The following is a 22,963-nucleotide window of genomic DNA, read 5'->3' as shown; positions in this document are numbered from 1 at the left end:
TCGGCGGGCCGGCTTCGTATAATTCCGCGGATTTTTCGCCCATGCGTTTCGCCAACCCGAAGGAAGCGACGAGATGAACTTCGACAACATCCCCGCCGGCAAGGAACTTCCCAACGACGTCTACGTGGCGATCGAGATCCCGGCCAACCATGCTCCGGTCAAGTACGAGATCGACAAGGACATGGGCGCCCTGCTGGTCGACCGCTTCATGGCCACCCCGATGTTCTACCCGGCCAACTACGGCTTCATCCCGCACACCCTGGCCGATGACGGCGATCCCCTGGACGCCCTGGTGGTCACCCCCTACCCGGTCCAGCCCGGCAGCGTGATCCGCGCCCGCCCGGTGGGCATCCTCAACATGACCGACGAGGCCGGCGAGGACGCCAAGCTGGTCTGCGTACCGCATCCCAAGCTCTCCAGCCTCTACGACGACGTCCAGGAGGTGACCGACCTGCCCGAGCTGCTGCGCCAGCAGATCGCCCACTTCTTCGAGAACTACAAGGACCTCGAGAAGGGCAAGTGGGTCAAGGTGGAGTCCTGGGAAGGCGTCGAGGCCGCCCGCAAGGCCATCGAGAAGGCCGTCGCCGCCTACGGCAAGGCCTGATAGACCGCCCCTTGCCCGTCACTCCGGGACGGGCACCGCTCACGCAACGGGCCGCCCCCATGAGGGCGGCCCGTCGCCGTTCCGGCAGCTTACTCCTGGGTGGCGCCCGATGCAGCGGCTTCTTCCGCCTCGGCGTCGTCGCCCTCCCCGGTGCCCTCCTCCCGCTCGTCATAGGTTTGCTCGGCGGTCGGTTCGGCCTGGGCATCGCCGGCTTCCTCGGCGGTCGGTTCGGCGTCGTCATCCACGGCCTCGGCATCCGCCGCCTCGGGGCTCGGGGCCGCCTCGGGCGTCGCCGCGCCGGCGGCATCGGTGGCACGCTCGACCTCCTCCACCTCGGGCTCCACCGCCGGGGCCTCGTCGACCCCGGCCCCGGATGGGGTGGCGTCGGAGGCCGTGGCCAGCGACTCGGCGAGTTCCGCAGCGAGATCCCGTGCCCGACTCATGTGCAGCGCCATCACCAGGGAGTGGTTGGCGAAGGGGCCGAAGCCGGAGCCGCTGAGGATCACCGGGCTCCACAGCCGGCGCTGGGTCATGGCGAGCTCCGCGCGCAGGCGTTCCCACTGCTCGGTCACGCCGGCCGCCTCCAGCACGTCGGCCTGGTCGCGCTGCACGCCCTCCAGCAGCTGCACCAGCGCCCAGCCGGTGCCGCGCGCCTCGAAGAAGACGTCGTCGACCCGGTACCAGGGGGTGCGCGGCGGCAGCGCCTCGGTGTCGATGGCCAGCTCGCGCAGCCAGCGCTGGCTGCCCACCCCGGCCGCCAGGCGCAATGCGAGGTCGTCCAGGCGCGCGGTGACATCGGCCAGCCAGCGCGGCAGCCCGGCGCCCGGCGTATAGCCCTCGGCCGGGTCCTCGCCCAGTCGCCGCAGCTCGCGGTCGAGCGCCGCCACCGCCTGGGCCAGGTGGTCCTCGGTGGCCGGCCGGTACCAGTCGAGCCCATCGCCGGCCAGACCACGGATCGCCGCCTCCAGCTCCTCGACCTCGCCCGGCGTCATGGACGGCAGGGCCCGCGCCAGGTCCTTGGCCTGGCGCAGCACGCCCAGCTCCCAGTGCGGCATGTTGTCGAGCCACAGCCCCGGCGGGAAGAGATCGTTGCGCAGGTAGCCGCCCGGCTTGGCATAGAGGGTCTCGACGATGGAGGCCAGGGTGGCCACGGTGACCGTGCCCCGGGCCGACGGGTCGAAGGCGGCCTCGCCGCGTCGCTCCATGGGAATCTGCTCCACGCTGTGCGGCGCCGGGGTACGGCTCCACCAGATGCCCAGCGCCAGGGTGACCACCAGGTAGAGCACCAGCAGCGTCAGCAGCGGCTTCCAGATCCAGCCGTACTCGGGGCGCTCCAGCACCTCCGTGCGTCTGCGGCGCCCGGCGCCGCCCTTGCCCTTCCAAGCCATGTGCAGGTTCCTTTCCGTTGCGAACGTGGCAACGTGCGACAACGTGGCGCAGCGAACTCCGCCGGCGTCGGTGAACGCACGTTCTCCCTGCGTTATCCTAGCACCCGTCTGCCGGCTTCGGTCAGGCCGGGCCCGCCGAGGCCCGGAACCGCCCCCGCCGGCCGCAGTCTGATAGCGAGCCCTCTCGCCACACCGCCCAGGAAAGGACCCCAAGTGTTGACCCTCCGACGCCTCGCCCTCTCGCTGCTCCTCCTCCTGCCACTGGCCGCCCAGGCCCAGTGGTTCTCGGGTAACGACGCCGAGGAGTTCCTGCCGGTGCTCGAGGCCTTCCAGCCCAGCGCCTGGCACGACGGCGAGACGCTCTACGTGGGCGTGGAGGCGGCCGAGGGCTACTACCTCTACCGCCACCGCTTCAGCGTGGAATCGGACCAGGTGGACCTGGGCGAACCCGAGCTACCCGCCGGGGAATTCACCAGCGACGAGTTCCTCGGCGACGTCTACGTCTTCCGCGACAGGGTGGTCTTCGGGGTTCCCCTCGATAAGGAGGCCAGTGGCGCCTTCCCCCTCGCCCTGACCTTCCAGGGCTGTGCCGACGCCGGCCTCTGCTACCCGCCGGAGCGCGTCGCGCTCGAGGCCGGCGAACGCGAGGCCCCGGCCGCCTTCGCCGGCTGGCGCGACGCCGGAGACGAGCGCAGCGGGGCTGACGGAAGCGGCGCGGAGGCCACCACCGCCACCCAAGGCGAGGCAGCGAGCGCACCGCAGAGCGAGGACGGTCGTTTCCGGGCGCTGATGAGCGAGGCGAGCCTGCCGCTGGCCCTGGGCCTGTTCTTCCTGGCCGGCCTGGGCCTCACCTTCACGCCCTGCGTGCTGCCCATGGTGCCGATCCTGTCGTCGATCATCGTCGGCCAGAATCCCGGCCGCCCACGGGCCTTCGCCCTCTCCGCCAGCTACGTGGCGGGCATGTCGGTCACCTATGCCGTGGTCGGCGTGCTGATGGGCCTGTTCGGTGCCGGCCTCAACCTCCAGGCCCGGCTGCAGTCGGCCCCGGTGCTGATTGCCTTCGCCGTCCTCTTCACCCTCTTCGCCTTGACCATGTTCGGCGCTTTCAGGCTGCGCCTCCCGACGCGCCTGGCCGGGCGCGTCGATGCCTGGCAGGCCCGCGCCCAGCGCAGCGGCCCGGCCGGCCTGGCACTGGCCGGGGCACTCTCGGTGCTGGTGGTCTCCCCCTGCGTCTCGGCGCCCCTGGCCGGTGCCCTGGTGTTCATTTCCACCACCGGCGACGCCCTGCTGGGCGGCGCCGCCCTGCTCGCCCTGGGCCTGGGCATGGGCGTGCCGCTGCTCGCGGTGGGCACCTTCGGCACCACGGCGCTGCCGCGCAGCGGCGCCTGGATGACCGGCGTCAAGGCCGCCTTCGGCATCCTGCTGCTGGGGGTCGCCATCTGGCTGGTGGAACGCCTGCTGCCGGCCGGCGTGGTACTGCTGCTGTGGGCGGGGCTGGCCATCGGCAGCGCCCTGGCGCTGGGCGCCCTGTCGTTCGACCGGCCCCAGGGCTGGCCCCGGGTGCGCCAGGCCGCCGGCTTGCTGCTGCTGGCCTGGGGCCTGGCCCTGGTGGTGGGGGCGGCCAGCGGCGGCCGCGACCCGCTGCGCCCGCTGGCGCCCCTGGCCGGTGATGGCGCCCCCACGACGGAGGCCAGGGAGGTCACCACCGTGGCCGGGCTCGACGGCCTGCGCCGCGCCCTGGCCGAGGTGCCCGAGGGCCGTGCCGCCTTCGTGCATCTGACCGCCGACTGGTGCATCTCCTGCAAGCAGCTCGAGCGCCGGGTCTACCCGAATCCGCGGGTCGCCGAGCCGCTCTCGGCCTTCACCCGCATCGACGTCGACGTCACCGAGACCGATGCGGCCAGCCGCGAGTTGCTCGATCACTTCGGCCTCTTCGGCCCGCCCAGCCTGCTGTTCTTCCACGCCGGCGAGGAGATCCGCGAGGCACGCATCCAGGGCGAGATGCGCGCCCCGCAGTTGGCCGACCACCTGGAGGGAGTGCTGAGCCGTGTCGCCGAACGCCCCTCGGCCTGACCCTCGAACAGCGTTCTCCACGATGCTGGACATCCCCGGGGATTTTCGGCAAACTCCGGCGTCATCCCTTATTCAAGGCCAATAGGGGCGGAAAGAGACGCTATCTTGCCGCGATCTATTGCAAGTTGGCCGAGGTTGACAGCGCCGCGTCACCGGGGCCGACCGCCATCCACCGAACCCAATCGACCGGGACAACGTCATGGATATCCGCAAGGTCAAGAAGCTGATCGAGCTGCTCGAAGAGTCCAACATCAGCGAAATCGAGATCCAGGAAGGCGAGGAGTCGGTGCGCATCAGCCGCCACCCCAACGGGACGAACTGGCAGCCCGCCATGCCCCAGCAGGGCTACCCGGCACCGGCCCAACCCGCCGCGCCGGCCCCCGCCGAGAGCCCCGAGCCCGCCGCCGACGAGGCCCCGGTCTTCCAGGGCCAGGCCGTCACCTCGCCGATGGTGGGCACCTTCTACCGCTCGCCGGCCCCCGGCGCCAAGCCGTTCGTCGAGGTGGGCTCCAGCATCAAGAAGGGCGACACCGTGTGCATCGTCGAGGCCATGAAGATGATGAACCAGATCGAGGCCGACCGCGATGGCGTGATCGAGGCCATCCTGGTCGAGGACGGCGAACCGGTCGAGTTCGACCAGCCGCTGGTCGTGATCGCCTGATCGCGCCCTGTCCCATCATTCACCCGACACTGGCGGACCCATCATGCTGGACAAGGTTCTCATCGCCAACCGTGGCGAGATCGCCCTGCGCATCCTGCGCGCCTGCAAGGAACTGGGCATCAAGACGGTGGCGGTCCACTCCAAGGCCGACCGCGAGCTGATGCACGTGCGCCTGGCCGACGAGGCCGTGTGCATCGGGCCGGCACCCTCGGCCCAGTCCTACCTCAACATCCCGTCGCTGATCAGCGCCGCGGAGGTCACCGACACCAGCGCCATCCACCCCGGCTACGGCTTCCTCTCCGAGAACGCCAACTTCGCCGAGCAGGTCGAGCGCTCCGGCTTCACCTTCATCGGCCCGCGGGCCGAGACCATCCGCCTGATGGGCGACAAGGTCAGCGCCATCGCGTCGATGAAGAAGGCCGGCGTCCCCACGGTGCCCGGTTCCGACGGTCCGCTGCCCGAGGACGACGAAGGGGAGATCGTCGCCACCGCCCGGCGCATCGGCTATCCGGTGATCATCAAGGCCGCCGCCGGTGGCGGCGGACGCGGCATGCGCGTGGTACACACCGAGGCCCACCTGCTCTCCGCGGTCACCGTGACCCGGACCGAGGCCCACTCGTCCTTCGGCGACGGCACCGTGTACATGGAGAAGTTCCTCGAGAATCCGCGCCACGTCGAGGTCCAGGTGCTGGCCGACGGCCAGGGCAACGCCATCCACCTCTATGACCGCGACTGCTCCCTGCAGCGCCGTCACCAGAAGGTGATCGAGGAGGCTCCCGCGCCGATGCTCGACCAGGCGGCACGCGCCGAGGTGCTCGAGGCGTGCCGCGAGGCCTGCCTCACCATCGGCTACCGCGGCGCCGGCACCTTCGAGTTCCTCTACGAGGACGGCCAGTTCTTCTTCATCGAGATGAACACCCGGGTCCAGGTGGAGCATCCGGTCACCGAGATGGTCACCGGGGTGGACATCGTCAAGGAGCAGCTGCGCATCGCCTCGGGCCTGCCGCTGTCGATCTCCCAGGAAGAGGTCGAACTCCACGGCCACGCCTTCGAGTGCCGGATCAACGCCGAGGACCCCCGCACCTTCATGCCCTCTCCCGGCAAGGTGACCCTCTACCACCCGCCGGGTGGCCTGGGGGTACGCATGGATTCCCACGTCTATACCGGCTATACGGTACCGCCCCACTACGACTCGCTGATCGGCAAGCTGATCACTTGGGGCGACGACCGCGAGACCGCGCTGACCCGCATGCGCAACGCCCTGGACGAGCTGCTGGTGGAAGGCATCAAGACCAACACCGACCTGCACAAGGATCTGGTGCGCGACGGCTACTTCCAGCAGGGTGGCGTCAACATCCACTATCTGGAGAAGAAGCTGGGCCTGTAGGCTGCCCCACCTCCGGGCGAGAGGCATGTTTCAGCCCCGGGCACCGGTATGCTCGGGGCTGATCCGGCCCACCACCTCCCCGATCGACCACGGAACGCCCCTATGCCCTGGCTGCAACTCAAGGCCCATATCGCCCCCGAACAGGCCGAGCCCCTGGAGGAGCTGCTGCTCGCCGAGGGCGCCACCGCCATCACCCTGCAGGACGCCCACGACGACCCGGTGTTCGAGCCGGAACGCGGCACTGCCCCGCTGTGGCAGGAGACGGTGCTCACCGGCCTCTACGATGATCTCGAGGGCGTCAACGCCATGCTCGAGCGGGTGCGCCAGGCCTGGGCCGCCGAGCAGCCCGAGGAGCCCTGCCCGGAGATCGAGGTGGAACTGCTCGCCGACCGCGACTGGGAGCGCGAGTGGATGGACGACTTCCAGCCGCTGCAGATGGGCGAACGGCTGTGGATCGTGCCCAGCTGGCACCAGCCCCCCCAGCCGAACGCGGTGAACCTGCACCTGGACCCGGGGCTCGCCTTCGGCACCGGCTCCCACGCCACCACGGCGCTCTGCCTGGCCTGGCTGGACGGCCTGGCGGTGACCGAGGCCCTGGACGGCCAGGCGGTGCTCGACGTCGGCACCGGCTCCGGCATCCTGGCCATCGCCGCGCTCAAGCTGGGGGCCAGCCGGGCCGTGGGCACCGATATCGACCCCCAGGCGCTGACCGCCAGCCGCGACAACGCCGAGCGCAACGGCATCGAGGAGGCCCGCCTGCGGCTCTGCTATCCCGAGCGACTCGACGACGCCGAGGCCTTCCCCATCGTGGTGGCCAACATCCTCGCCGGGCCGCTGGTCGAGCTCGCCACGATGATCGCCGGCCACGTCGCCCCGGGCGGGCGCCTGGCGCTCTCCGGCGTACTGGCGAACCAGGCCGAGGAGGTGCTGGCGGCCTACCGCGACCAGGGCCTGATCATGGACGAGCCGGTGACCAGCGAGGGCTGGGCGCGCCTCACCGGCCGTCGGCCGGGCTGAACCCCGCCGCCACTTCACCCTGACCACCCGGGGGCGTATGATATGCCCCCCTTTCCGACACCAGCCAACGCCATGTCCGAGAGCTCGCCCTCCCTGCCCCGCATCGGTCCCTATGCCCTGCCCAACCGGGTGATCCTGGCACCGATGGCCGGCGTGACCGATCGTCCCTTCCGCCGGCTCTGCCGGCGGCTGGGCGCCGGCCTGGTGGTGGGCGAGATGGTGACCTCGGACCCGGCGCTGTGGCACACCCGCAAGTCGCGGCTGCGCATGGATCACCGCGGCGAACCCGGGCCGCGCAGCGTGCAGATCGCCGGCGGCGACGCCATGATGCTCGCCGAGGCGGCGCGCCTCAACGTCGACCAGGGCGCCCAGATCATCGACATCAACATGGGCTGCCCGGCCAAGAAGGTCTGCAACAAGGCCGCCGGCTCGGCGCTGCTGCGCGACGAGGCCCTGGTGGCCGAAATCCTCGAGGCGGTGGTCGCCGCCGTGGATGTCCCGGTGACCCTGAAGATCCGCACCGGCTGGTGCGCCGACAGCAACAACGGCGTGCGCGTGGCGCGCCTGGCCGAGGCCGCCGGCATCCAGGCGCTGGCCGTACACGGCCGCCACCGCCAGCAGCGCTACGGCGGCGAGGCCGAGTACGACACCATCGCCGCCATCAAGGCCGCGGTCTCCCTCCCGGTCTTCGCCAACGGCGATATCGATTCTCCCGGGAAGGCCGCCGCCGTCCTCGACTATACTGGAGCGGATGCGGTGATGGTCGGCCGCGGCGCCCAGGGCAACCCCTGGATCTTCCGCGAGATCGACCACTACCTGCGTCACGGGGAGCCGCTGATGCCCCCGAGCGACGCCGAGCGCGCCGGGGTCCTGCGCGACCACCTGGCGGCGCTCCACGACTTCTACGGCGACTACATGGGCGTGCGCATCGCGCGCAAGCATCTCGGCTGGTACCTGGCCGGCGACCCACGCCTGGCGGCGACCCGCCAGCGCGAACTGCGGGCCGCCTTCAATGGCCTGGAGTGCCCCGACGCCCAGCAGCGCTTCATCGATGACCTCTTTCTCGAGCAGCCGTTCTCGAAAGGAACCCGAGCCGCATGACCAGCCAAGCCTTCCCCCCGAACCCCGACCTATCGGGACGTCATCACGAATCGTCCGGGCTGGCCGGTGAAGGCCAGTCGGCCGAACCCATCGGGCAGCAGCCACTGCGTGAGGCCGTGGACCTCGCCATGCGACGCTACTTCGCCCACCTGGACGGCGGCGAGGTCACCGGGCTCCACGCCATGGTGATGGCCGAGGTGGAGGCCCCGCTGCTCGCCGCCGTGCTCGACCACACCCAGGGCAACCAGACCCGCGCCGCCGAGATGCTCGGCCTCAACCGCGGCACCCTGCGCAAGAAGCTCAAGCAGTACGACCTGATCTGACCAAGGGAGCCGAGGCTCCCTTCGGCGTGTCCCCGGGCACGCCGCTTTTCCATCGCCCCAGACGTCAAGAGAGTGACCCCATGGCCCAAGCCTCCCCCACCCCGGTTCGCCGCGCCCTGATCAGCGTCTCCGACAAGACCGGCATCGTCGACTTCGCCCGCGGCTTGGCCGAGCGCGGCGTCGAGCTGCTCTCCACCGGCGGCACCTTCCGCCTGCTGCAGGAGAACGGCATCGCCGTCACCGAGGTCTCCGAGCACACCGGCTTCCCCGAGATCATGGACGGCCGGGTCAAGACCCTGCATCCCAGGATCCACGGCGGCATCCTGGGGCGCCGCGGCCAGGACGAGGCGGTGATGGCCGAACACGACATCGCGCCCATCGACATGGTGGTGGTCAACCTCTACCCCTTCGCCCAGACCGTGGCCAGGCCGGACTGCACCCTCGAGGACGCCATCGAGAACATCGACATTGGCGGCCCCACCATGGTGCGCGCCTGCGCCAAGAACCATGCCTACACCACCATCGTGGTGGACGCCGGCGACTACGCCCGGGTGCTGGGCGAGATCGCCGCCCAGGACGGTGCGGTGTCCGAGGCCACCCGCTTCGACCTGGCGGTCAAGGCCTTCGAACACACCGCCGGCTATGATGCCGCCATCGCCGACTACCTGGGCCAGCGGGTGCCCGGCGGCGAGAACGGCTTCCCGCGCACCTACAACCAGCAGTTCGTCAAGAAGCAGGCCATGCGCTACGGCGAGAACCCGCACCAGGGCGCCGCCTTCTACGTCGAGGCCGACGCCAGCGAGGCCGGCGTGGCCACCGCCACCCAACGGCAGGGCAAGGCGCTGTCGTTCAACAACGTGGCCGACACCGACGCCGCCTTCGAGTGCGTCAAGGCCTTCACCGAGACCGCCTGCGTGATCGTCAAGCACGCCAACCCCTGCGGCGTGGCGGTGGGCGGCAGCCCGAGGGAGGCCTACGACAAGGCCTTCGCCACCGATCCCACCAGCGCCTTCGGCGGCATCATCGCCTTCAACGTGCCGCTGGACGCCGAGACCGCCCGCGCCATCATCGACCGCCAGTTCGTCGAGGTGATCATCGCCCCCGGGGTCGAGAAGGCAGCCGCCGAGATCGTCGCCGAGAAGCAGAACGTGCGCCTGCTCGACGTGGGCGAGCACTGGCCCGGCAGCCGGGAACCTGCCCACGACGTCAAGCGCGTCACCGGCGGCCTGCTGGTCCAGGACCGCGACCTGGGCATGGTCGGCCGCGACGAGCTCACCGTGGTCAGCGAGCGAGTGCCCAGCGAGCAGGAGCTGCGCGACCTGGCCTTCGCCTGGAAGGTCGCCAAGTACGTCAAGTCCAACGCCATCGTCTATGCCAAGGACGGTCAGACCATCGGCGTGGGCGCCGGCCAGATGAGCCGCGTCTACTCGGCCAAGATCGCCGGCATCAAGGCCGCCGACGAAGGCCTCTCGGTGCCCGGCTCGGTGATGGCCAGCGATGCCTTCTTCCCCTTCCGCGACGGCATCGACGCCGCGGCGGCGGCCGGCATCACCGCGGTGATCCAGCCCGGCGGCTCCATGCGCGACCAGGAGGTGATCGACGCCGCCAACGAGGCCGGCATCGCCATGGTCTTCACCGGCATGCGGCACTTCAGGCACTGACGCCGACGGCGAGCTGGAAGCTGGAAGCTGGAAGCTGGAAGGCAGCCTGAGCTCAGTCAGTAGAGGAAACACCCCTGCCGGTAGCCCCGGCAGGGGTGTTTTTGTGGCTCATCGCCAATCGGCTTGATTTCACACTGTAGGAGGCCAACTCTGTTGGGCGATTGGAGGCCGCAGGCCTCCCGGCGGCAACCAATGACACGTCGACAACACCGCCAGGCGCCTGACGGCGCCGGTCGCGCAGCGGAGCTGCCCTCCTATCTCATCACGACCGGCGTGTTGGTTACCCGAGGTCGATGCACAGGTACTTGGTCTCGAGGAACTCCTCCAGTCCCTGATGGCCACCCTCGCGGCCCAGGCCGGACTCCTTGACCCCGCCGAAGGGTGCCGCGGCGTTGGAGATCAGGCCGGTGTTGATGCCCACCATGCCGTACTCCAGGGCATCGGCGACGCGCCACACGCGGCCCAGGTCGCGGGAATAGAAGTAGGCGGCCAGGCCGTACTGGGTGTCGTTGGCCAGGCGTACCGCATCCTCCTCGTCCTCGAAGGGGAATACCGCCGCCAGGGGACCGAAGGTCTCCTCGTGGGCCACCTTCATGTCGGCGGTGGCGAAGCTGATCAGGGTGGGGGTGAAGAAGTTGCCGCCCAAGGGATGCGGGTGGCCGCCCAGCAGCAGCTCGGCGCCCTTGTCGACGGCATCGTGCACGTGTTCGCTGACCTTGGACACCGCCCGGTCGTCGATCAACGGCCCGATGTTGATGTTCGGCTGGGTGCCGTCGCCCACCTTGAGCTCGCTGTTCATGGCCACGGCGAGCTTCTCGCAGAAGGCGTTGACCACGCTGGACTGCACCAGGAAGCGGTTGGTGCAGACGCAGGTCTGGCCGGCGTTGCGGAACTTGGCGGCCATGGCGCCCTCCACCGCGGCGTCCAGGTCGGCGTCCTCGAAGACGATGAAGGGGGCGTTGCCGCCCAGTTCCAGGGAGATCTTCTGGATATGGCGAGAGGCGTTGGCCATCAGCTCGCGGCCCACCTCGGTGGAGCCGGTGAAGGTGATCTTGCGCACCAGCGACGACTCGGTCATGGCGGCGGCGATCTCGCTGGCGCGCCCCGGCACCACGTTGAACACCCCGCGCGGCACGCCGGCGCGCTCGGCCAGCAATGCCAGGGCGGTGGCGGAGAACGGCGTCTGGCTGGCCGGCTTGGCCACCACGGTGCAGCCGGTGGCCAGGGCGGCGCCGGCCTTGCGGGTGATCATGGCGGCGGGGAAGTTCCAGGGGGTGATGGCCCCCACCACGCCCACCGGCTGCTTGGTCACCATGATGCGCTGGTTGGGCTTGGCGGCGGGGACGGTCTCGCCGTAGACGCGCCGCGCCTCCTCGGCGAACCAGCGCAGGAAGCTCGCCGCATAGGCGATCTCGCCGGCGGCCTCCTTGAGCGGCTTGCCCTGTTCGTGGGTCATGATCATGGCCAGATCGTCCTGGTGCTCGAGCATCAGGTCGTGCCACTTCATCAGGACATCGGCGCGCTCCTGGGCGGTGAGCGCCTTCCAGGCCGGCAGGGCGGCGTCGGCGGCCTCGATGGCGCGCTCGGTCTCGGCACGCCCCAGGCGCGGCACGTTGCCCATCACCTCGCCGGTGGCCGGGTTGACCACCTCGATCTGTTCGCCGCTGTCGGCGGCCACCCAACTGCCGTCGATGTAGGCGAAGGGACAGTAGAGCTGCGTTTCCTTGAGGGATTCCATTTCGGTCTCCTGCCGCGGACGCGGCATATGGTCGGTTTATCCCTCATGCTAAGCGTAAAGGCCCCGGCACTCCAAGCGCCGGGACCCACCTTTTACGCACCGACCTCAACGCGGCTGGCGGGATTCGGAGAGGGTGATGGAGACGGAGTCGGCGAAGCGCAGGGCGTGGGGCTTGTCGATCTCCACCTGGGCGGTCAGCACCTCGGGATGCGCCATGATCAGGTCGAGCACCTCGCGGGTCATGCGCTCGAGCAGCAGGAAGCGGTTCTCCTCCACATGGGCGATCACCTCCTTGGTGATGGTGCGGTAGTCGAGCGCCTGCTCGATGTGGTTGAAGGCCACCGCCTTGTCGGCCCGGTAACGGATCACCGCGTTGACCACCACGTCCTGGCGATTGTTGATCTCCTCCGCCTTGATGCCGATATGGGTGCGCAGGCGGAGGTTCTTGATGCGGATGGTCGCCAGGTCGTGGTCGAAATGCTGGTCGTCGATGGCGTGCAGCGGCATGGCCGATCTCCTGGTTGGCTGGCCTCAGCGCCCGTTGATCAGGGTCAGGAACTCCTGGCGGGTCGACTGGTTCTGGCGGAAGGCGCCGAGCATCACCGAGGAGGTCATGCTCGAGTTCTGCTTCTCGACGCCACGCATCATCATGCACAGGTGCTGGGCCTCGATGACCACCGCTACGCCGCGGGCATTGGTGACCTCCTGGATCGCCTCGGCGATCTGGCGGGTCAGGTTCTCCTGGATCTGCATGCGCCGGGCGTACATGTCGACGACGCGGGCGAACTTGGAGAGCCCCAGCACCCTGCCGTTGGGCAGGTAGGCGATATGGCACTTGCCGATGAAGGGCAGCAGGTGGTGCTCGCACATCGAATAGAGCTCGATGTTCTTCACCAGCACCATCTCGTCGGTCTCGGACTCGAAGACGGCGCCGTTGACGATCTCCTCGAGGCTCTGCAGGTAGCCGCGATTGAGGAATTGCATCGCCTTGGCGGCGCGCTTGGGGGTGTCACGCAGGCCCTCCCGCTCGGGATCCTCGCCCAGGCCAAGGATGATCTGCCGGTAGTGGTTGGCGAGTTCTTCTGTCATCGTCGGGCCCTGTCCGGTGGTCTCTATTCATGTACAAAAGATAGACAAGTCAACATTCTTGTACAAGATTGGTTCGCGTAAACGCCCATTCTAGCGCAAGACCTTCCCCGCCGCAGTCGCCCGGCGCGACACGCTGCCGCACTGCCGCCTGGGTCGCCGCCCGGCCTGTGCTATCATGCCGGCTCTCATGCTGAGCACGTCATCCCTCGAGAGCCCGTCATGACCAAGACTCGTCCCCTACTGCTGGCCGCCCTGCTGGCCCCTTCCCTGGCCCTCGGCGCCACCCTGGAACTGCCCGCCGACGCCCGCCTGGAGGTCCAGGTGATCGACCGCCTGGCCCTGGATGCCGACAACCCGCGCCAGGACGACATCCTGATGCGCCCGGTGGCCGAGGGCAGCGGCACCCACCAGTTGCCGGACCACTGCGTGATGGTCGGCGACGCCCGCCTGGACGGCGAACGCATCCGCCTGACCACCAAGACGGTCACCTGCGTCGCCACCCAGGGCGCCGACAGCGAGATCTACAGCGGCGAGATGTCCGCCGCGGCCTATGACGCCGACGGCGCCTTCGGTATCGCCGCCTGCGACGGCGGGCGCTGCGAGCTCTCCCCGGAGCAGGGCTTCTTGCTGCAGCTGGCCAGCGAGCTGGTCATCGAGGAGCAGGAGAACCCCGCCGAGCAGATCAACATCGAGCGCCGCCAGGCCGAGGGCGAGGGCGTCGCCAATCCGATTCCCGCCGAACAGCCCGACCCCGACCAGTAGGCCCGCCCCGGGCGCCCCACCGGGGCGCCCGCCTCGCCTCAGGCCAACCAGCGGGGTCCTTCCTCCAGCAGCTGACGCTGCCGCTCCAGGGTGCGGATGTGCTGCTCCCAGTAGCCCGCATCGGCGAGCCAGGGAAAGGCCGCCGGGAAGGCCGGATCCTCCCAGCGGGCCACCAGCCAGGCACTGTGGCGCAGCAGCCGCAGGGTGCGCAGCGGCTCCGCCAGGGCCAGCTCGGTGCGGTCGAGGTCGCGATGCTGCTCGTAGCCTTCGATCACCTCGGAGAGCTGCATGTGGCGCTCCTCGTCGTGTTCGGCGGTGATCAGCATCCACAGGTCCTGTACCGCCGGCGCCATCAGGCAGTCGTCGAAGTCCACCAGGGCGAAGGCCTCGTCGCGTCCCAGGATGTTGCCCACATGGCAGTCGCCTTGCACCCGGATCGCCCGCTCCGGTGACCAGGCGTGCCCCGCCAGGCTGTGGTGCAGGGCCGCGGTGACCCGCTCGTAGGCCCGGCGCTGGTGGCGATCCAGCCAGGGGCTGGCGAGCACCCGCTCGCGGGCCTCGACCACCATGCCGTCCAGGTCCAGGGCACCACGATGCCGAAAGGCACCGCGCTCGCCCACCGCATGCACGGCGCCGATCAGCTCGCCCAGGGCGAACAGGTGGGCGGGGTCCTCCAGCTCCGGGGCCTGGCCCGGCAGTTGGGGGAAGAGGGCGAAGCGGAAGTCCTCGGCCAGGTGCAGACTCCGCCCCTCGGCGTCGCGCCAGGGGGCGGCCACCGCCACGCCAGCGTCCGCCAGCTCGGCCAGGAAGTCGTGCTCCTCCTGGATGCGCGCATCGCTCCAGCGCTCGGGGCGGTAGAACTTCACCACCCAGCGGCGACGCTCCTCGTCGTGGACCAGATAGACGCGGTTCTCGTAGCTGTTCAGCGCGAAAGGCTCGCCGGGCAACCAGAAGCCCAGCGACTCCACCGCCGCCACGACCCGCGCCGGCGACAGCGTGGCGAAGGGGTGTTCCTGCATGGGGCGCTCCCGAAAAATGCCTACTCTATCAGGATCAGGCCTCGGCCAGGGGCGTGCGTGCCACCGCCCAGGCCTCGACCTCCTCGGCGCCCGCCGCGCGGCAGGCACGGCCCAGGGCGTCCAGCGTCGCCCCGGTGGTCATGACATCGTCGAGCAGCGCGACCCGCCGCGGCAAGGGCCCCGTGACCCGGAAGCCGTGGCGCAGGTTGGCACGCCGCTCGGCCCGATCGAGCCCGCGCTGGCTGGGCGTGTCGCGGCGCCGTTCGCCATGCCGCAGCGGCACCTCGAGCCGTCGGGCCAGGCGCCGGGCCAGCCACTCGGCCTGGTCGAAGCCCCGCGTCCGCGAACGCCGTGGATGCAGCGGTACCGGCACGATCGCCTGCGGCCAGGCCAGCGCCTCGTCCGCCAGCCCCCTCTCGAGCAGCGCCAGCAACACCGCCCCGGCCCGCGGCGAGGCCTGGAACTTGAAGCGCCGCACCAGCCAGGCCACCTCGTCGGCATAGCGCAACGGCGCGCGGGCCCGAGCGAAGGCCGGCGGCCGGCGCAGGCAGGCGCCACACAGGCGCCCCGAGAAGCGATCGGGCTGCGGCTCGGCGCAGCGCGGGCAGGCCGGCAGGTTCCAGGGCAGCGCCTCGAAACACGCCGGGCACCAGGGCCTCTCGCCACTGCGCGGCGAGAGGCAGAAGGCGCAGCGTCCCGGCAGCGCCCGGCGCAGTGCCGCGTCAACCATTGGTATCCCACGGGTTGACAAGATCCCCCGCGGCCGTAAGCTGTCCGTCAACTTCTTCCATCCCGACCAGTTGACCATAGGCGAGCCACCATGCCCCAAGCGCCGCAGTCTCCCGCAGCCGATACCCAGACCCTAGCCACCCGGGCCGGGGTGCGCCACGACTGGACCCTCGACGAGATCGAGGCGCTCTTCGCCCTGCCCTTCAACGACCTGCTGTTCCGCGCCCAGCAGGTGCACCGCGCCCACTTCGACCCCAACGCCGTGCAGGTCTCCACCCTGCTCTCCATCAAGACCGGCGCCTGCCCCGAGGACTGCAAGTACTGCCCGCAGTCGGGCCACTACAACACCGGGCTCGGCCGCGAGAAGCTGCTGGAGGTCGAGAAGGTGGTGGAGCAGGCCCGGGCGGCGAAGGAGGCCGGCGCCAGCCGCTTCTGCATGGGCGCGGCCTGGAAGAGCCCGCGCGAGCGCGACCTCGAGGTGGTGCTGGAGATGGTGCGCCGGGTCAAGGCGCTGGGGCTCGAGACCTGCATGACCCTGGGCATGGTCGACGGCGACCAGGCCGGCCGCCTGGCCGAGGCCGGGCTCGACTACTACAACCACAATCTGGACACCTCGCCGGAGTACTACGGCGAGATCATCACCACCCGCACCTACGCCGACCGCCTGGCGACCCTGGGGCACGTGCGCGAGGCGGGCATGAAGGTGTGCGCCGGCGGCATCCTGGGCATGGGCGAGGCGCCCCGCGACCGTGCCGCCCTGCTCCAGCAGCTGGCACGCCTCGAGCCGCACCCGGAGTCGGTGCCGATCAACATGCTGGTCAAGGTCCCCGGCACGCCGCTGGAGGACGTCGAGGACCTTGATCCCATCGAATTCATCCGCGCCATCGCCGTGGCCCGCATCCTGATGCCACGCAGCCATGTGCGCCTCTCCGCCGGCCGCGAGCAGATGGACGAGTCCACCCAGGCGCTGGCCTTTCTGGCCGGGGCCAACTCCATCTTCTACGGTGACAAGCTGCTGACCACGTCCAATCCCCAGGTGGAACGCGACCGGGCGCTGTTCGGCAAGCTGGGCCTGCACCCGGAGCAGCGCGAGACCTGCGCCGACGATGATCGCACCGCGGCCGGCCTGGCCGCCGAACTGGCCCGCCAGGCCGCCGTCCGGGCCAGTGACCTCGCCTACGACGCCGCCGGGGCCTGAAGGTGTCCGCCGACTGGCCGACCCGACTCGCCGAGCGCGCCGCGGCACGCCGTGCCGCCGGGCTCTGGCGTCTGCGCCGCACCCGGGTCGAAGGGTCCGCGCCACGCGACTTCGCCGGCAACGACTACCTGGGCCTGGCTCGGGATCCGCGCCTGGCGGAGGCCATGGCGGCAGGCGCCAGGCGCTTCGGCGCCGGCGCGCGGGCCTCGCACCTGGTGAGCGGCCACCTCGAGGTGCACGAGGCCCTCGAGCACCGTCTGGCCGAGCTCACCGGCCGCCCCCGGGCGCTGCTCTTCTCCACCGGCTACATGGCCAACCTGGGCACCCTCCAGGCGCTCGGCGAGGCCGACACCCGGCTCTTCCAGGACCGCCTCAACCACGCCTCGCTGCTCGACGGCGCCACGCTGGCCAAGTGCGCCTCGCGGCGCTTCCACCACCGCGACCTCGATGACCTCGAGCGGCTGCTGACCCGTGCCCCGGCGGAGTCGCCCAGGCTGGTGGTCAGCGACGGGGTGTTCAGCATGGACGGCGACGTCGCCGATATCGCCGGGCTGGCCGCCACCACTCACCGTCACGGCGCCTGGCTGATGGTCGACGACGCCCACGGCCTGGGCGTGCTGGGTGACCAGGGCGACGGCTGCGTGGGCCGCGCCCACGGGGTCGAGGCGGTGCCGGTGCTGGTCGGCACCCTGGGCAAGGCGCTGGGCACCGGCGGCGCCTTCGTGGCCGGCAGCGAGGCGCTGATCGAGCACCTGATCCAGTTCGCCCGTCCCTACGTCTACACCACCGCCCAGCCCCCCGGGGTGGCGGCGGCGACCCTGGCGGCGCTGGACATCCTTGCCGCGGAGCCGGAGCGGCGGGAGCGGCTGCGCACCCTGATCGCCCGCTTCCGCGCCGCGGCCACCGGCCTGGGGCTGCCGCTGATGGACAGCCCCACGCCGATCCAGCCGCTGGTGCTGGGCGACGGCCAGCGTGTGCTGGCCTGGGCCGCACGGCTCGCCGAGCGCGGCCTGGCGGTGGGTGCCATCCGCGAGCCCACGGTGCCCCACGGCAAGGCACGGCTGCGCATCACCCTCTCCGCCGCCCACAGCGACGCCGACCTGGACGCCCTGCTCGACGCCCTGGCCGAGTGCCGGGCCAAGGACGCAGGCCAGCCGCAGGAGATCGCCCCATGACCCGCCTGGTGCTGCTCTCCGGCTGGGGCTGCGATGCCCGCATCTGGCAGCCGCTCGCCACCCACTGGCCGGTGGGAATCCGGGTCGAAACGCCCGACTGGCCGGGCTACGCCGGGCGCCCGGCGCCGACGGACCCCGCCGCTCTCGATGCCGTGGCCTGCGCCATGGCCGCCGAGCTGCCGGCCGATGCCGTCTGGGTGGGCTGGTCGCTAGGCGGGTTGCTGGCGGCCGCCCTGCTCGAGCGCCTGCCGGCGCCGCGGGGACTGATCATGATCGGCATGGGCCCGCGCTTCTGCCACCCCCAGGGGGTGCCGACCCGGGAACTGGCCGCCTTCCGCCGCGCCTTCGCCCGGGACCCCGACGCCACCCTGGCCCACTTCCGGCGCTGGCAGCTCTCCGGCGAGCCCGCCCCACGCAGCGTCCATCGCCGGCTGCGCGACCTGCTCGGCGATGCCCCGGGGGCCGATACGCCCACCCTGGCCGCCGGCCTCGACTGGCTGGCCGAGCTCGATGTGAGTGCCGCCCTGGCCGCGCCACCCTGCCCGGTGCACACCCTGGCCGGCGCCGACGACCCCCTGCTGGCCCCGTCCCGGGTCGCGGCCGCCGACCGGCGGCTCGACGGCGCCGGCCACTGCCCGATGCTCTCGCGCCCCGACACCCTGGCCGCGGCCCTGGTCGAGCTGGCCCGGGAATGCCCCCGGGACGGCGCCACATTCCGTCGCCCGGAGGCATGCCCCCTATGAGCACCGCCCTGCAGCCCCACCCCAGGGTGCCGGCCGACTGGCAGCGCCGCGTGGCCCACGCCTTCTCGCGCGCCGCCGACGACTACGAGCGCCTGGCGAGCGCCCAGCAGGCCATGGGCGAGCGGCTCTGGAGCCGGCTGCCGGCCCGGGCGGAGCGCGTGCTCGACCTGGGCTGCGGCCCCGGCCACTGGAGCGCCCGGCTCGCCGCGCGCTACGGGCCCGACGCCGACCTCGTCGGCCTGGATCTCGCCCCGGGAATGCTGGAGGTCGCCCGGCGACGGCACGGCACCCCTCTCTGGCTGTGCGGCGACGCCGGCGCCCTGCCGCTGGCCGATGCCGGCCTCGACCTGGTCTTTTCCAACCTGGCCATCCAGTGGTGCCCGGACCTCGGCCAGGTATTCGCCGAGCTTCACCGGGTGCTGCGCCCCGGCGGCCGCGCGCTGCTCAATACCCTGGGCCCGGGCACCCTGGCCGAGGTCGGCCGCGCCTGGGCGCGTCCCGGCCGCCCCGCGGCACTGCTCGACTTCCGCAGCCGCGAGCGGCACCTGGCCGCGGCCCGCCTGGCGGGCTTCCGCCGCGTGGCGGTCGAGGCCAGCCGGCCACGCTTCCACTACCCCGACCTGGCCGCGGTGATGGCCTCCATCAAGGGCGTCGGCGCCCAGACCGCGCGCCCCGATGCCCGCCTGACCCGCGCCGACCTGGCCCGCGCCCGGCGCCGCTTCGAGGCGCTGCGCGAGCCCGAGGGACTGCCGGTCACCTACCACCTGCTGACGCTGGAGCTGGAACGCTGAGATGCCCGCCTGTTTCGTTACCGGCACCGATACCGACGCCGGCAAGACCCTGGTCACCGCCGGCCTGCTGGCCCTGGCCTGCCGTCGGGGCCTGACCACCCTGGGGCTCAAGCCCATCGCCTCGGGCAGCGAGACGACGCCCGACGGCCTGTGCAACGCCGATGCCCTGGCCCTGCAGGCCCAGTGTCATCCCCCCGTGCCCTATGCCACGGTGAACCCCTACGCCTTCGCCCCGGCCATCGCCCCGCACCTGGCCGCCCGGCGCGACGGCGTGACGCTGACGCTCGAGGCCCTGGGCGAGCGAGTCCGCGACGGGCTGGCCCTGGGCCGCGACCTGACCCTGGTGGAAGGCGCCGGCGGCTGGCGGGTGCCGCTGAACGATACTGAGGACCTGGCCGGCCTGGCGGGTCGGCTCGAGCTGCCGGTGATCCTGGTGGTGGGCCTGCGACTCGGCTGTATCAGCCATGCGCGCCTCACCCGTGAGGCGATCCGCGCCGACGGGCTGCGCCTGGCCGGCTGGGCCGGCAGCCTGGTGGACCCGGCGTTCGCCGCCGACGACGACCTCTACCGCGACAACCTGGCGACCCTGGCGCACACCCTCGACGCCCCCTGCCTAGGCATCGTGCCCCGCCTGCCGGCCGGCGACCCGCGCGCCATGGCCGCGGCCGCCGCCGATCACCTGGAGCTGCCCGATGTTGATTGACTTGCCGGGGGGCGTCCGTAAAATATGGTCGCCTGCCTGTCCGTGCGGATGTGGTGGAATTGGTAGACACGCCAGGTTTAGGTCCTGGTGCCTTCGGGCGTGGGAGTTCAAGTCTCCCCATCCGCACCACTCGATCTCTTCCGTATCGACCTCGACCGATCGCCCTCTTCCCGAGACGCGCAGCGCCTTCGCGTGCCCGGCATTTCGCCTGCCCCCGCTTATTGACCTCTTCACCGCTCGGCATAGAACGAGGCGTGTCGTAGGAGGGCAGCTCCGCTGCGCGACCGGAGACCGCAGGCCTCCTGGCGGCACCCCTCCATCGGGCAAGCTTCTCTCCAGCCATTCTCACGGCACCGACCACCCCGTCCTCACCGGAGGTCTCCGATGAATTCTTCTGCCTGGAATCCCTCTTCCATGAGGAATCCCTCCCCCATCTGGCACCCCTATGCCCATCTCAAGACCCAGCGGCCGGCGCCCAAGGTGGTCGGCGGCGAGGGCCCACGCTTCACCCTGGAGGGCGGCGAGACCCTGCTCGACGCCACCTGCTCCTGGTGGTGCATGATCCACGGCTACCGCCATCCCCGCCTGGTGCGCGCCATCCAGCAGCAGGCCGACGAACTGTGCCACGTGATGCTCGGCGGGCTGACCCATGAGCCCGCCGACCGCCTGGCCCGGGAGCTTACGCGCGTCACGCCCGAGGGGCTCAACCACGTCTTCTACTCCGACAGCGGCTCGGTGGGCATGGAGGTCGCCATGAAGATGGCGGTGCAGTACCACCAGCTGCGCGGCAGGCCCGGCAAGCATCGCCTGCTGTCGCTGATGAAGGCCTACCACGGCGATACCGCCGGCTGCATGGCGGTATGCGACCCCGAGGAGGGCATGCACTCGCTGTTCGCCGGCTACCTGCCCCGGCACCACTTCGCCCCGGCGCCCACCGCGCCCTTCGACGCCGAGCCCGCGGCGGTGGAGGCCGACCTGGCCGCCCTGCGCGGGGTGCTGGAGGCGCACCATGAGGAGATCGCCGCGCTGCTGATGGAGCCGCTGCTGCAGGCCGCCGGCGGGCTCAACATGACCTCGCCCCACTACCTGCGCGGCGCCCGCGAACTCTGCGACGAGTTCGACGTGCTGCTGGTGTTCGACGAGGTGGCCACCGGCTTCGGCCGCACCGGGCGGATGTTCGCCGCCGACCACGCCGACGTCACGCCCGACATCATGGTGCTCTCCAAGGGGCTCACCGGGGGCTATCTGGGCCACGCCGCGACACTGGCCACCGACCGGGTGCACGACGCTTTCGTAGGTGACAGCGAGATGCACGCCTTCATGCACGGCCCCACCTTCATGGGCAATCCGCTGGCCTGCCGGGTGGCCCTGGAGAGCCTCGCCGTGTTCGAGGACGAGGACTACCTCGGCAAGATCGCCGCCCTCAACCGCGTGCTGTGCCGGGAGCTGCTGGAGGATGCGGCCCTGCACGACCACCCGGCGGTGCAAGACGTGCGCGTGCTGGGCGCCACCGCGGTGATCGAGACCCGCCGGGGCGCGGACCTCGCCGGGGTCGGCGACTGGGCCCGCGAGCAGGGCGTCTGGCTGCGCCCCATCGGCCGCTGGCTCTACACCATGCCGGCCTACGTCACCGGCGCGGCCGACATGCGGCGCATCACCCAGGTCATGAAGGGCTGGTTTCGCCGCTCGGGGCCGATAGGATAGGGGCAAAGACTCGCCATCGGGCCCCATGACCGTCACGCCGCGTCGCCACCACCTCGTCGCTCTGCTCACCGGGCTGCTGCTGGCCGGTTGCGGCCAGACCACCCTGCAACAGCCGGGCCCCGGGGCTGAGCGAGCCCGGCTCGAACCCGACCGGGTGATCGCCGAGGACGGCTACCGGCTCCCCCTGCGCCACTGGCCCACCGGGGAGACGCCCCGAGCCGTGGTGCTAGCGGTCCACGGCTTCAACGACCATGGCGGCAGCTTCGAGATCATGGCCGAGGCCCTGACGCCCCACGGCATCGCCGTCTACGCCCATGACCAGCGCGGCTTCGGCCTGACCGAGCAGCGCCGCCTCTGGCCCGGCCACCGGCGCCTGGTGGCCGATGTTGAACTGCTCGCCGAACTGCTGCGCGAGCGCCACCCCGAGACGCCGCTCTATCTGGTGGGCAAGAGCATGGGAGCGGCCGTGGTACTGCTCGCCCTGGCGGGCGAGACGCCGCCTCCGGTGGACGGCAGTGTGCTGATCTCCCCGGCGGTCTGGGGGCTCGACGCCATGCCCTGGTACCAGCGCCTGAGCCTGTGGCTCGGCATACGCCTGATCCCCTCGGTGAGCTTCTCCGCCAATGCGGCACGCCGGCTCGGCATCCAGCCCACCGACGATCCGGAGATCCGCCGGCGACTCGCCCAGGACCCGCTGATCCTGCGCCGCGCCCGGGTGGACACCCTGTACGGCGTGACCGAGACCATGAGCCTCGCCCTGGAGGCTGCCGAGGGCCTGACCGGCCCGGCGCTGATCCTCTATGGGGACGAGGACCAGGTGATTCCCCCGGAGGCGATGTGTGCCCTGTTCGAGCGGCTGCCCGAGGCGGGCGCCGACGAGCCGATATGGCAGTTCGCCCTCTATCCGGACGGCTACCATATGCTCACCCGCTATACCCGGCGCGATCGCACCGAGGCCGACCTCGCCGCCTGGCTGCTGGACCCCGGAACCGCCCTGCCCTCCGGCCATGAGCGCGACCGCGACTCGGCCACCCGGCGGCTGTGTGCCACCTCGTCGCCCCGAAGCTGACGGGATAAGGTGAACGGCCGCCGCTTCA

22 protein-coding genes and 1 tRNA gene are annotated in these 22,963 nt (G+C 71.0%); 17 read left to right on the top strand and 6 right to left on the bottom strand.

Annotated elements, in window-relative coordinates; all coding sequences use genetic code 11:
- The first annotated feature begins 73 nt into the window (after positions 1-73).
- The gene (gene ppa / locus QWY80_RS03485) at positions 74-604 is read left to right on the top strand and encodes an inorganic diphosphatase (RefSeq protein ID WP_290229310.1); all 531 of its coding nucleotides are present in this window, start codon (positions 74-76) and stop codon (positions 602-604) included.
- Positions 605-693: 89 nt separating this feature from the next.
- Here ppa and QWY80_RS03480 read toward each other — a convergent pair whose 3' ends face one another.
- Positions 694-1,992, bottom strand: coding sequence for a DUF2333 family protein (locus tag QWY80_RS03480; protein WP_290229309.1), 1,299 nt, complete (start codon positions 1,990-1,992; stop codon positions 694-696).
- Positions 1,993-2,205: 213 nt separating this feature from the next.
- Here QWY80_RS03480 and dsbD point away from each other — a divergent pair, with 213 nt between their 5' ends.
- The 7 genes from dsbD (at position 2,206) to purH (ending at position 10,215) form a co-directional block, all read left to right on the top strand.
- Positions 2,206-4,065, top strand: coding sequence for a protein-disulfide reductase DsbD (dsbD, locus tag QWY80_RS03475; protein WP_290229308.1), 1,860 nt, complete (start codon positions 2,206-2,208; stop codon positions 4,063-4,065).
- Between the two features lie 199 nt (positions 4,066-4,264).
- Positions 4,265-4,726, top strand: coding sequence for an acetyl-CoA carboxylase biotin carboxyl carrier protein (accB, locus tag QWY80_RS03470; RefSeq protein WP_290229307.1), 462 nt, complete (start codon positions 4,265-4,267; stop codon positions 4,724-4,726).
- Between the two features lie 43 nt (positions 4,727-4,769).
- On the top strand, positions 4,770-6,113 hold the full coding sequence (gene accC, locus QWY80_RS03465) for an acetyl-CoA carboxylase biotin carboxylase subunit (RefSeq protein ID WP_290229306.1): 1,344 nt from the start codon (positions 4,770-4,772) through the stop codon (positions 6,111-6,113).
- Positions 6,114-6,215: 102 nt separating this feature from the next.
- Complete coding sequence (gene prmA / locus QWY80_RS03460; protein WP_290229305.1) at positions 6,216-7,130, top strand: 50S ribosomal protein L11 methyltransferase; 915 nt, start codon at positions 6,216-6,218, stop codon at positions 7,128-7,130.
- Positions 7,131-7,202: 72 nt separating this feature from the next.
- Positions 7,203-8,231 carry a tRNA dihydrouridine synthase DusB gene (dusB, locus tag QWY80_RS03455; RefSeq protein ID WP_290229303.1) on the top strand — a complete coding sequence of 343 codons (1,029 nt, stop codon included), beginning with the start codon at positions 7,203-7,205 and terminating at the stop codon, positions 8,229-8,231.
- On the top strand, positions 8,228-8,554 hold the full coding sequence (gene fis / locus QWY80_RS03450; protein WP_290229302.1) for a DNA-binding transcriptional regulator Fis: 327 nt from the start codon (positions 8,228-8,230) through the stop codon (positions 8,552-8,554). Before dusB ends, fis begins: the two co-directional genes overlap by 4 nt.
- Positions 8,555-8,634: 80 nt before the next feature.
- A complete protein-coding gene (purH, locus tag QWY80_RS03445; protein WP_290229301.1) occupies positions 8,635-10,215 on the top strand; it encodes a bifunctional phosphoribosylaminoimidazolecarboxamide formyltransferase/IMP cyclohydrolase in 1,581 nt (526 codons plus the stop codon).
- Between the two features lie 280 nt (positions 10,216-10,495).
- Here the strand turns inward: purH and QWY80_RS03440 are convergent, their stop codons facing one another.
- The 3 genes from QWY80_RS03440 to folE all read right to left on the bottom strand — a co-directional run bounded on the left by QWY80_RS03440 (position 10,496) and on the right by folE (position 13,042).
- Complete coding sequence (locus tag QWY80_RS03440; protein ID WP_290229300.1) at positions 10,496-11,953, bottom strand: NAD-dependent succinate-semialdehyde dehydrogenase; 1,458 nt, start codon at positions 11,951-11,953, stop codon at positions 10,496-10,498.
- A 105-nt stretch (positions 11,954-12,058) separates the two neighbouring features.
- Positions 12,059-12,460, bottom strand: a complete 402-nt coding sequence (gene folX, locus QWY80_RS03435) for a dihydroneopterin triphosphate 2'-epimerase (RefSeq protein WP_290229299.1) — start codon at positions 12,458-12,460, stop codon at positions 12,059-12,061.
- A 24-nt stretch (positions 12,461-12,484) separates the two neighbouring features.
- Positions 12,485-13,042, bottom strand: a complete 558-nt coding sequence (gene folE, locus QWY80_RS03430) for a GTP cyclohydrolase I FolE (RefSeq protein ID WP_290229298.1) — start codon at positions 13,040-13,042, stop codon at positions 12,485-12,487.
- Positions 13,043-13,261: 219 nt separating this feature from the next.
- Between folE and QWY80_RS03425 the strand changes: the two genes are divergently transcribed.
- Positions 13,262-13,804, top strand: a complete 543-nt coding sequence (locus QWY80_RS03425; protein WP_290229297.1) for a hypothetical protein — start codon at positions 13,262-13,264, stop codon at positions 13,802-13,804.
- A 38-nt stretch (positions 13,805-13,842) separates the two neighbouring features.
- Here the strand turns inward: QWY80_RS03425 and QWY80_RS03420 are convergent, their stop codons facing one another.
- Together QWY80_RS03420 and QWY80_RS03415 are read right to left on the bottom strand one after the other, a co-directional pair.
- Complete coding sequence (locus QWY80_RS03420; RefSeq protein ID WP_290229296.1) at positions 13,843-14,823, bottom strand: serine/threonine protein kinase; 981 nt, start codon at positions 14,821-14,823, stop codon at positions 13,843-13,845.
- 34 nt (positions 14,824-14,857) lie between these two features.
- Entirely contained in the window at positions 14,858-15,553 is a 696-nt protein-coding gene (locus QWY80_RS03415; RefSeq protein ID WP_290229294.1) for a ComFC family protein, read from the bottom strand.
- A 90-nt stretch (positions 15,554-15,643) separates the two neighbouring features.
- Here QWY80_RS03415 and bioB point away from each other — a divergent pair, with 90 nt between their 5' ends.
- The 8 genes from bioB (at position 15,644) to QWY80_RS03375 (ending at position 22,935) form a co-directional block, all read left to right on the top strand.
- Positions 15,644-16,750 carry a biotin synthase BioB gene (gene bioB / locus QWY80_RS03410; protein ID WP_290229293.1) on the top strand — a complete coding sequence of 369 codons (1,107 nt, stop codon included), beginning with the start codon at positions 15,644-15,646 and terminating at the stop codon, positions 16,748-16,750.
- A gap of 2 nt (positions 16,751-16,752) precedes the next feature.
- Positions 16,753-17,925, top strand: a complete 1,173-nt coding sequence (bioF, locus tag QWY80_RS03405; RefSeq protein WP_435389240.1) for an 8-amino-7-oxononanoate synthase — start codon at positions 16,753-16,755, stop codon at positions 17,923-17,925.
- Positions 17,922-18,668 carry an alpha/beta fold hydrolase gene (locus QWY80_RS03400; protein WP_290229291.1) on the top strand — a complete coding sequence of 249 codons (747 nt, stop codon included), beginning with the start codon at positions 17,922-17,924 and terminating at the stop codon, positions 18,666-18,668. Before bioF ends, QWY80_RS03400 begins: the two co-directional genes overlap by 4 nt.
- The gene (locus tag QWY80_RS03395) at positions 18,665-19,459 is read left to right on the top strand and encodes a malonyl-ACP O-methyltransferase (RefSeq protein ID WP_290229290.1); all 795 of its coding nucleotides are present in this window, start codon (positions 18,665-18,667) and stop codon (positions 19,457-19,459) included. Before QWY80_RS03400 ends, QWY80_RS03395 begins: the two co-directional genes overlap by 4 nt.
- A 1-nt stretch (position 19,460) precedes the next feature.
- Complete coding sequence (bioD, locus tag QWY80_RS03390; protein WP_290229288.1) at positions 19,461-20,162, top strand: dethiobiotin synthase; 702 nt, start codon at positions 19,461-19,463, stop codon at positions 20,160-20,162.
- Positions 20,163-20,206: 44 nt separating this feature from the next.
- Positions 20,207-20,291: transfer RNA gene (locus QWY80_RS03385), tRNA-Leu, on the top strand.
- Positions 20,292-20,576: 285 nt separating this feature from the next.
- The gene (gene bioA, locus QWY80_RS03380; RefSeq protein WP_290229286.1) at positions 20,577-21,866 is read left to right on the top strand and encodes an adenosylmethionine--8-amino-7-oxononanoate transaminase; all 1,290 of its coding nucleotides are present in this window, start codon (positions 20,577-20,579) and stop codon (positions 21,864-21,866) included.
- Positions 21,867-21,891: 25 nt separating this feature from the next.
- Positions 21,892-22,935 (top strand): alpha/beta hydrolase, encoded by a 1,044-nt coding sequence (locus QWY80_RS03375; protein ID WP_290229284.1) that lies wholly within the window; start codon positions 21,892-21,894, stop codon positions 22,933-22,935.
- The last annotated feature ends 28 nt before the right edge of the window (positions 22,936-22,963 follow it).

It is taken from the genome of Halomonas ramblicola (genome assembly GCF_030409215.1).
Taxonomy (GTDB): Bacteria; Pseudomonadota; Gammaproteobacteria; order Pseudomonadales; family Halomonadaceae; genus Halomonas; species Halomonas ramblicola.
This window is presented reverse-complemented; position numbering and strand designations above follow the sequence as displayed.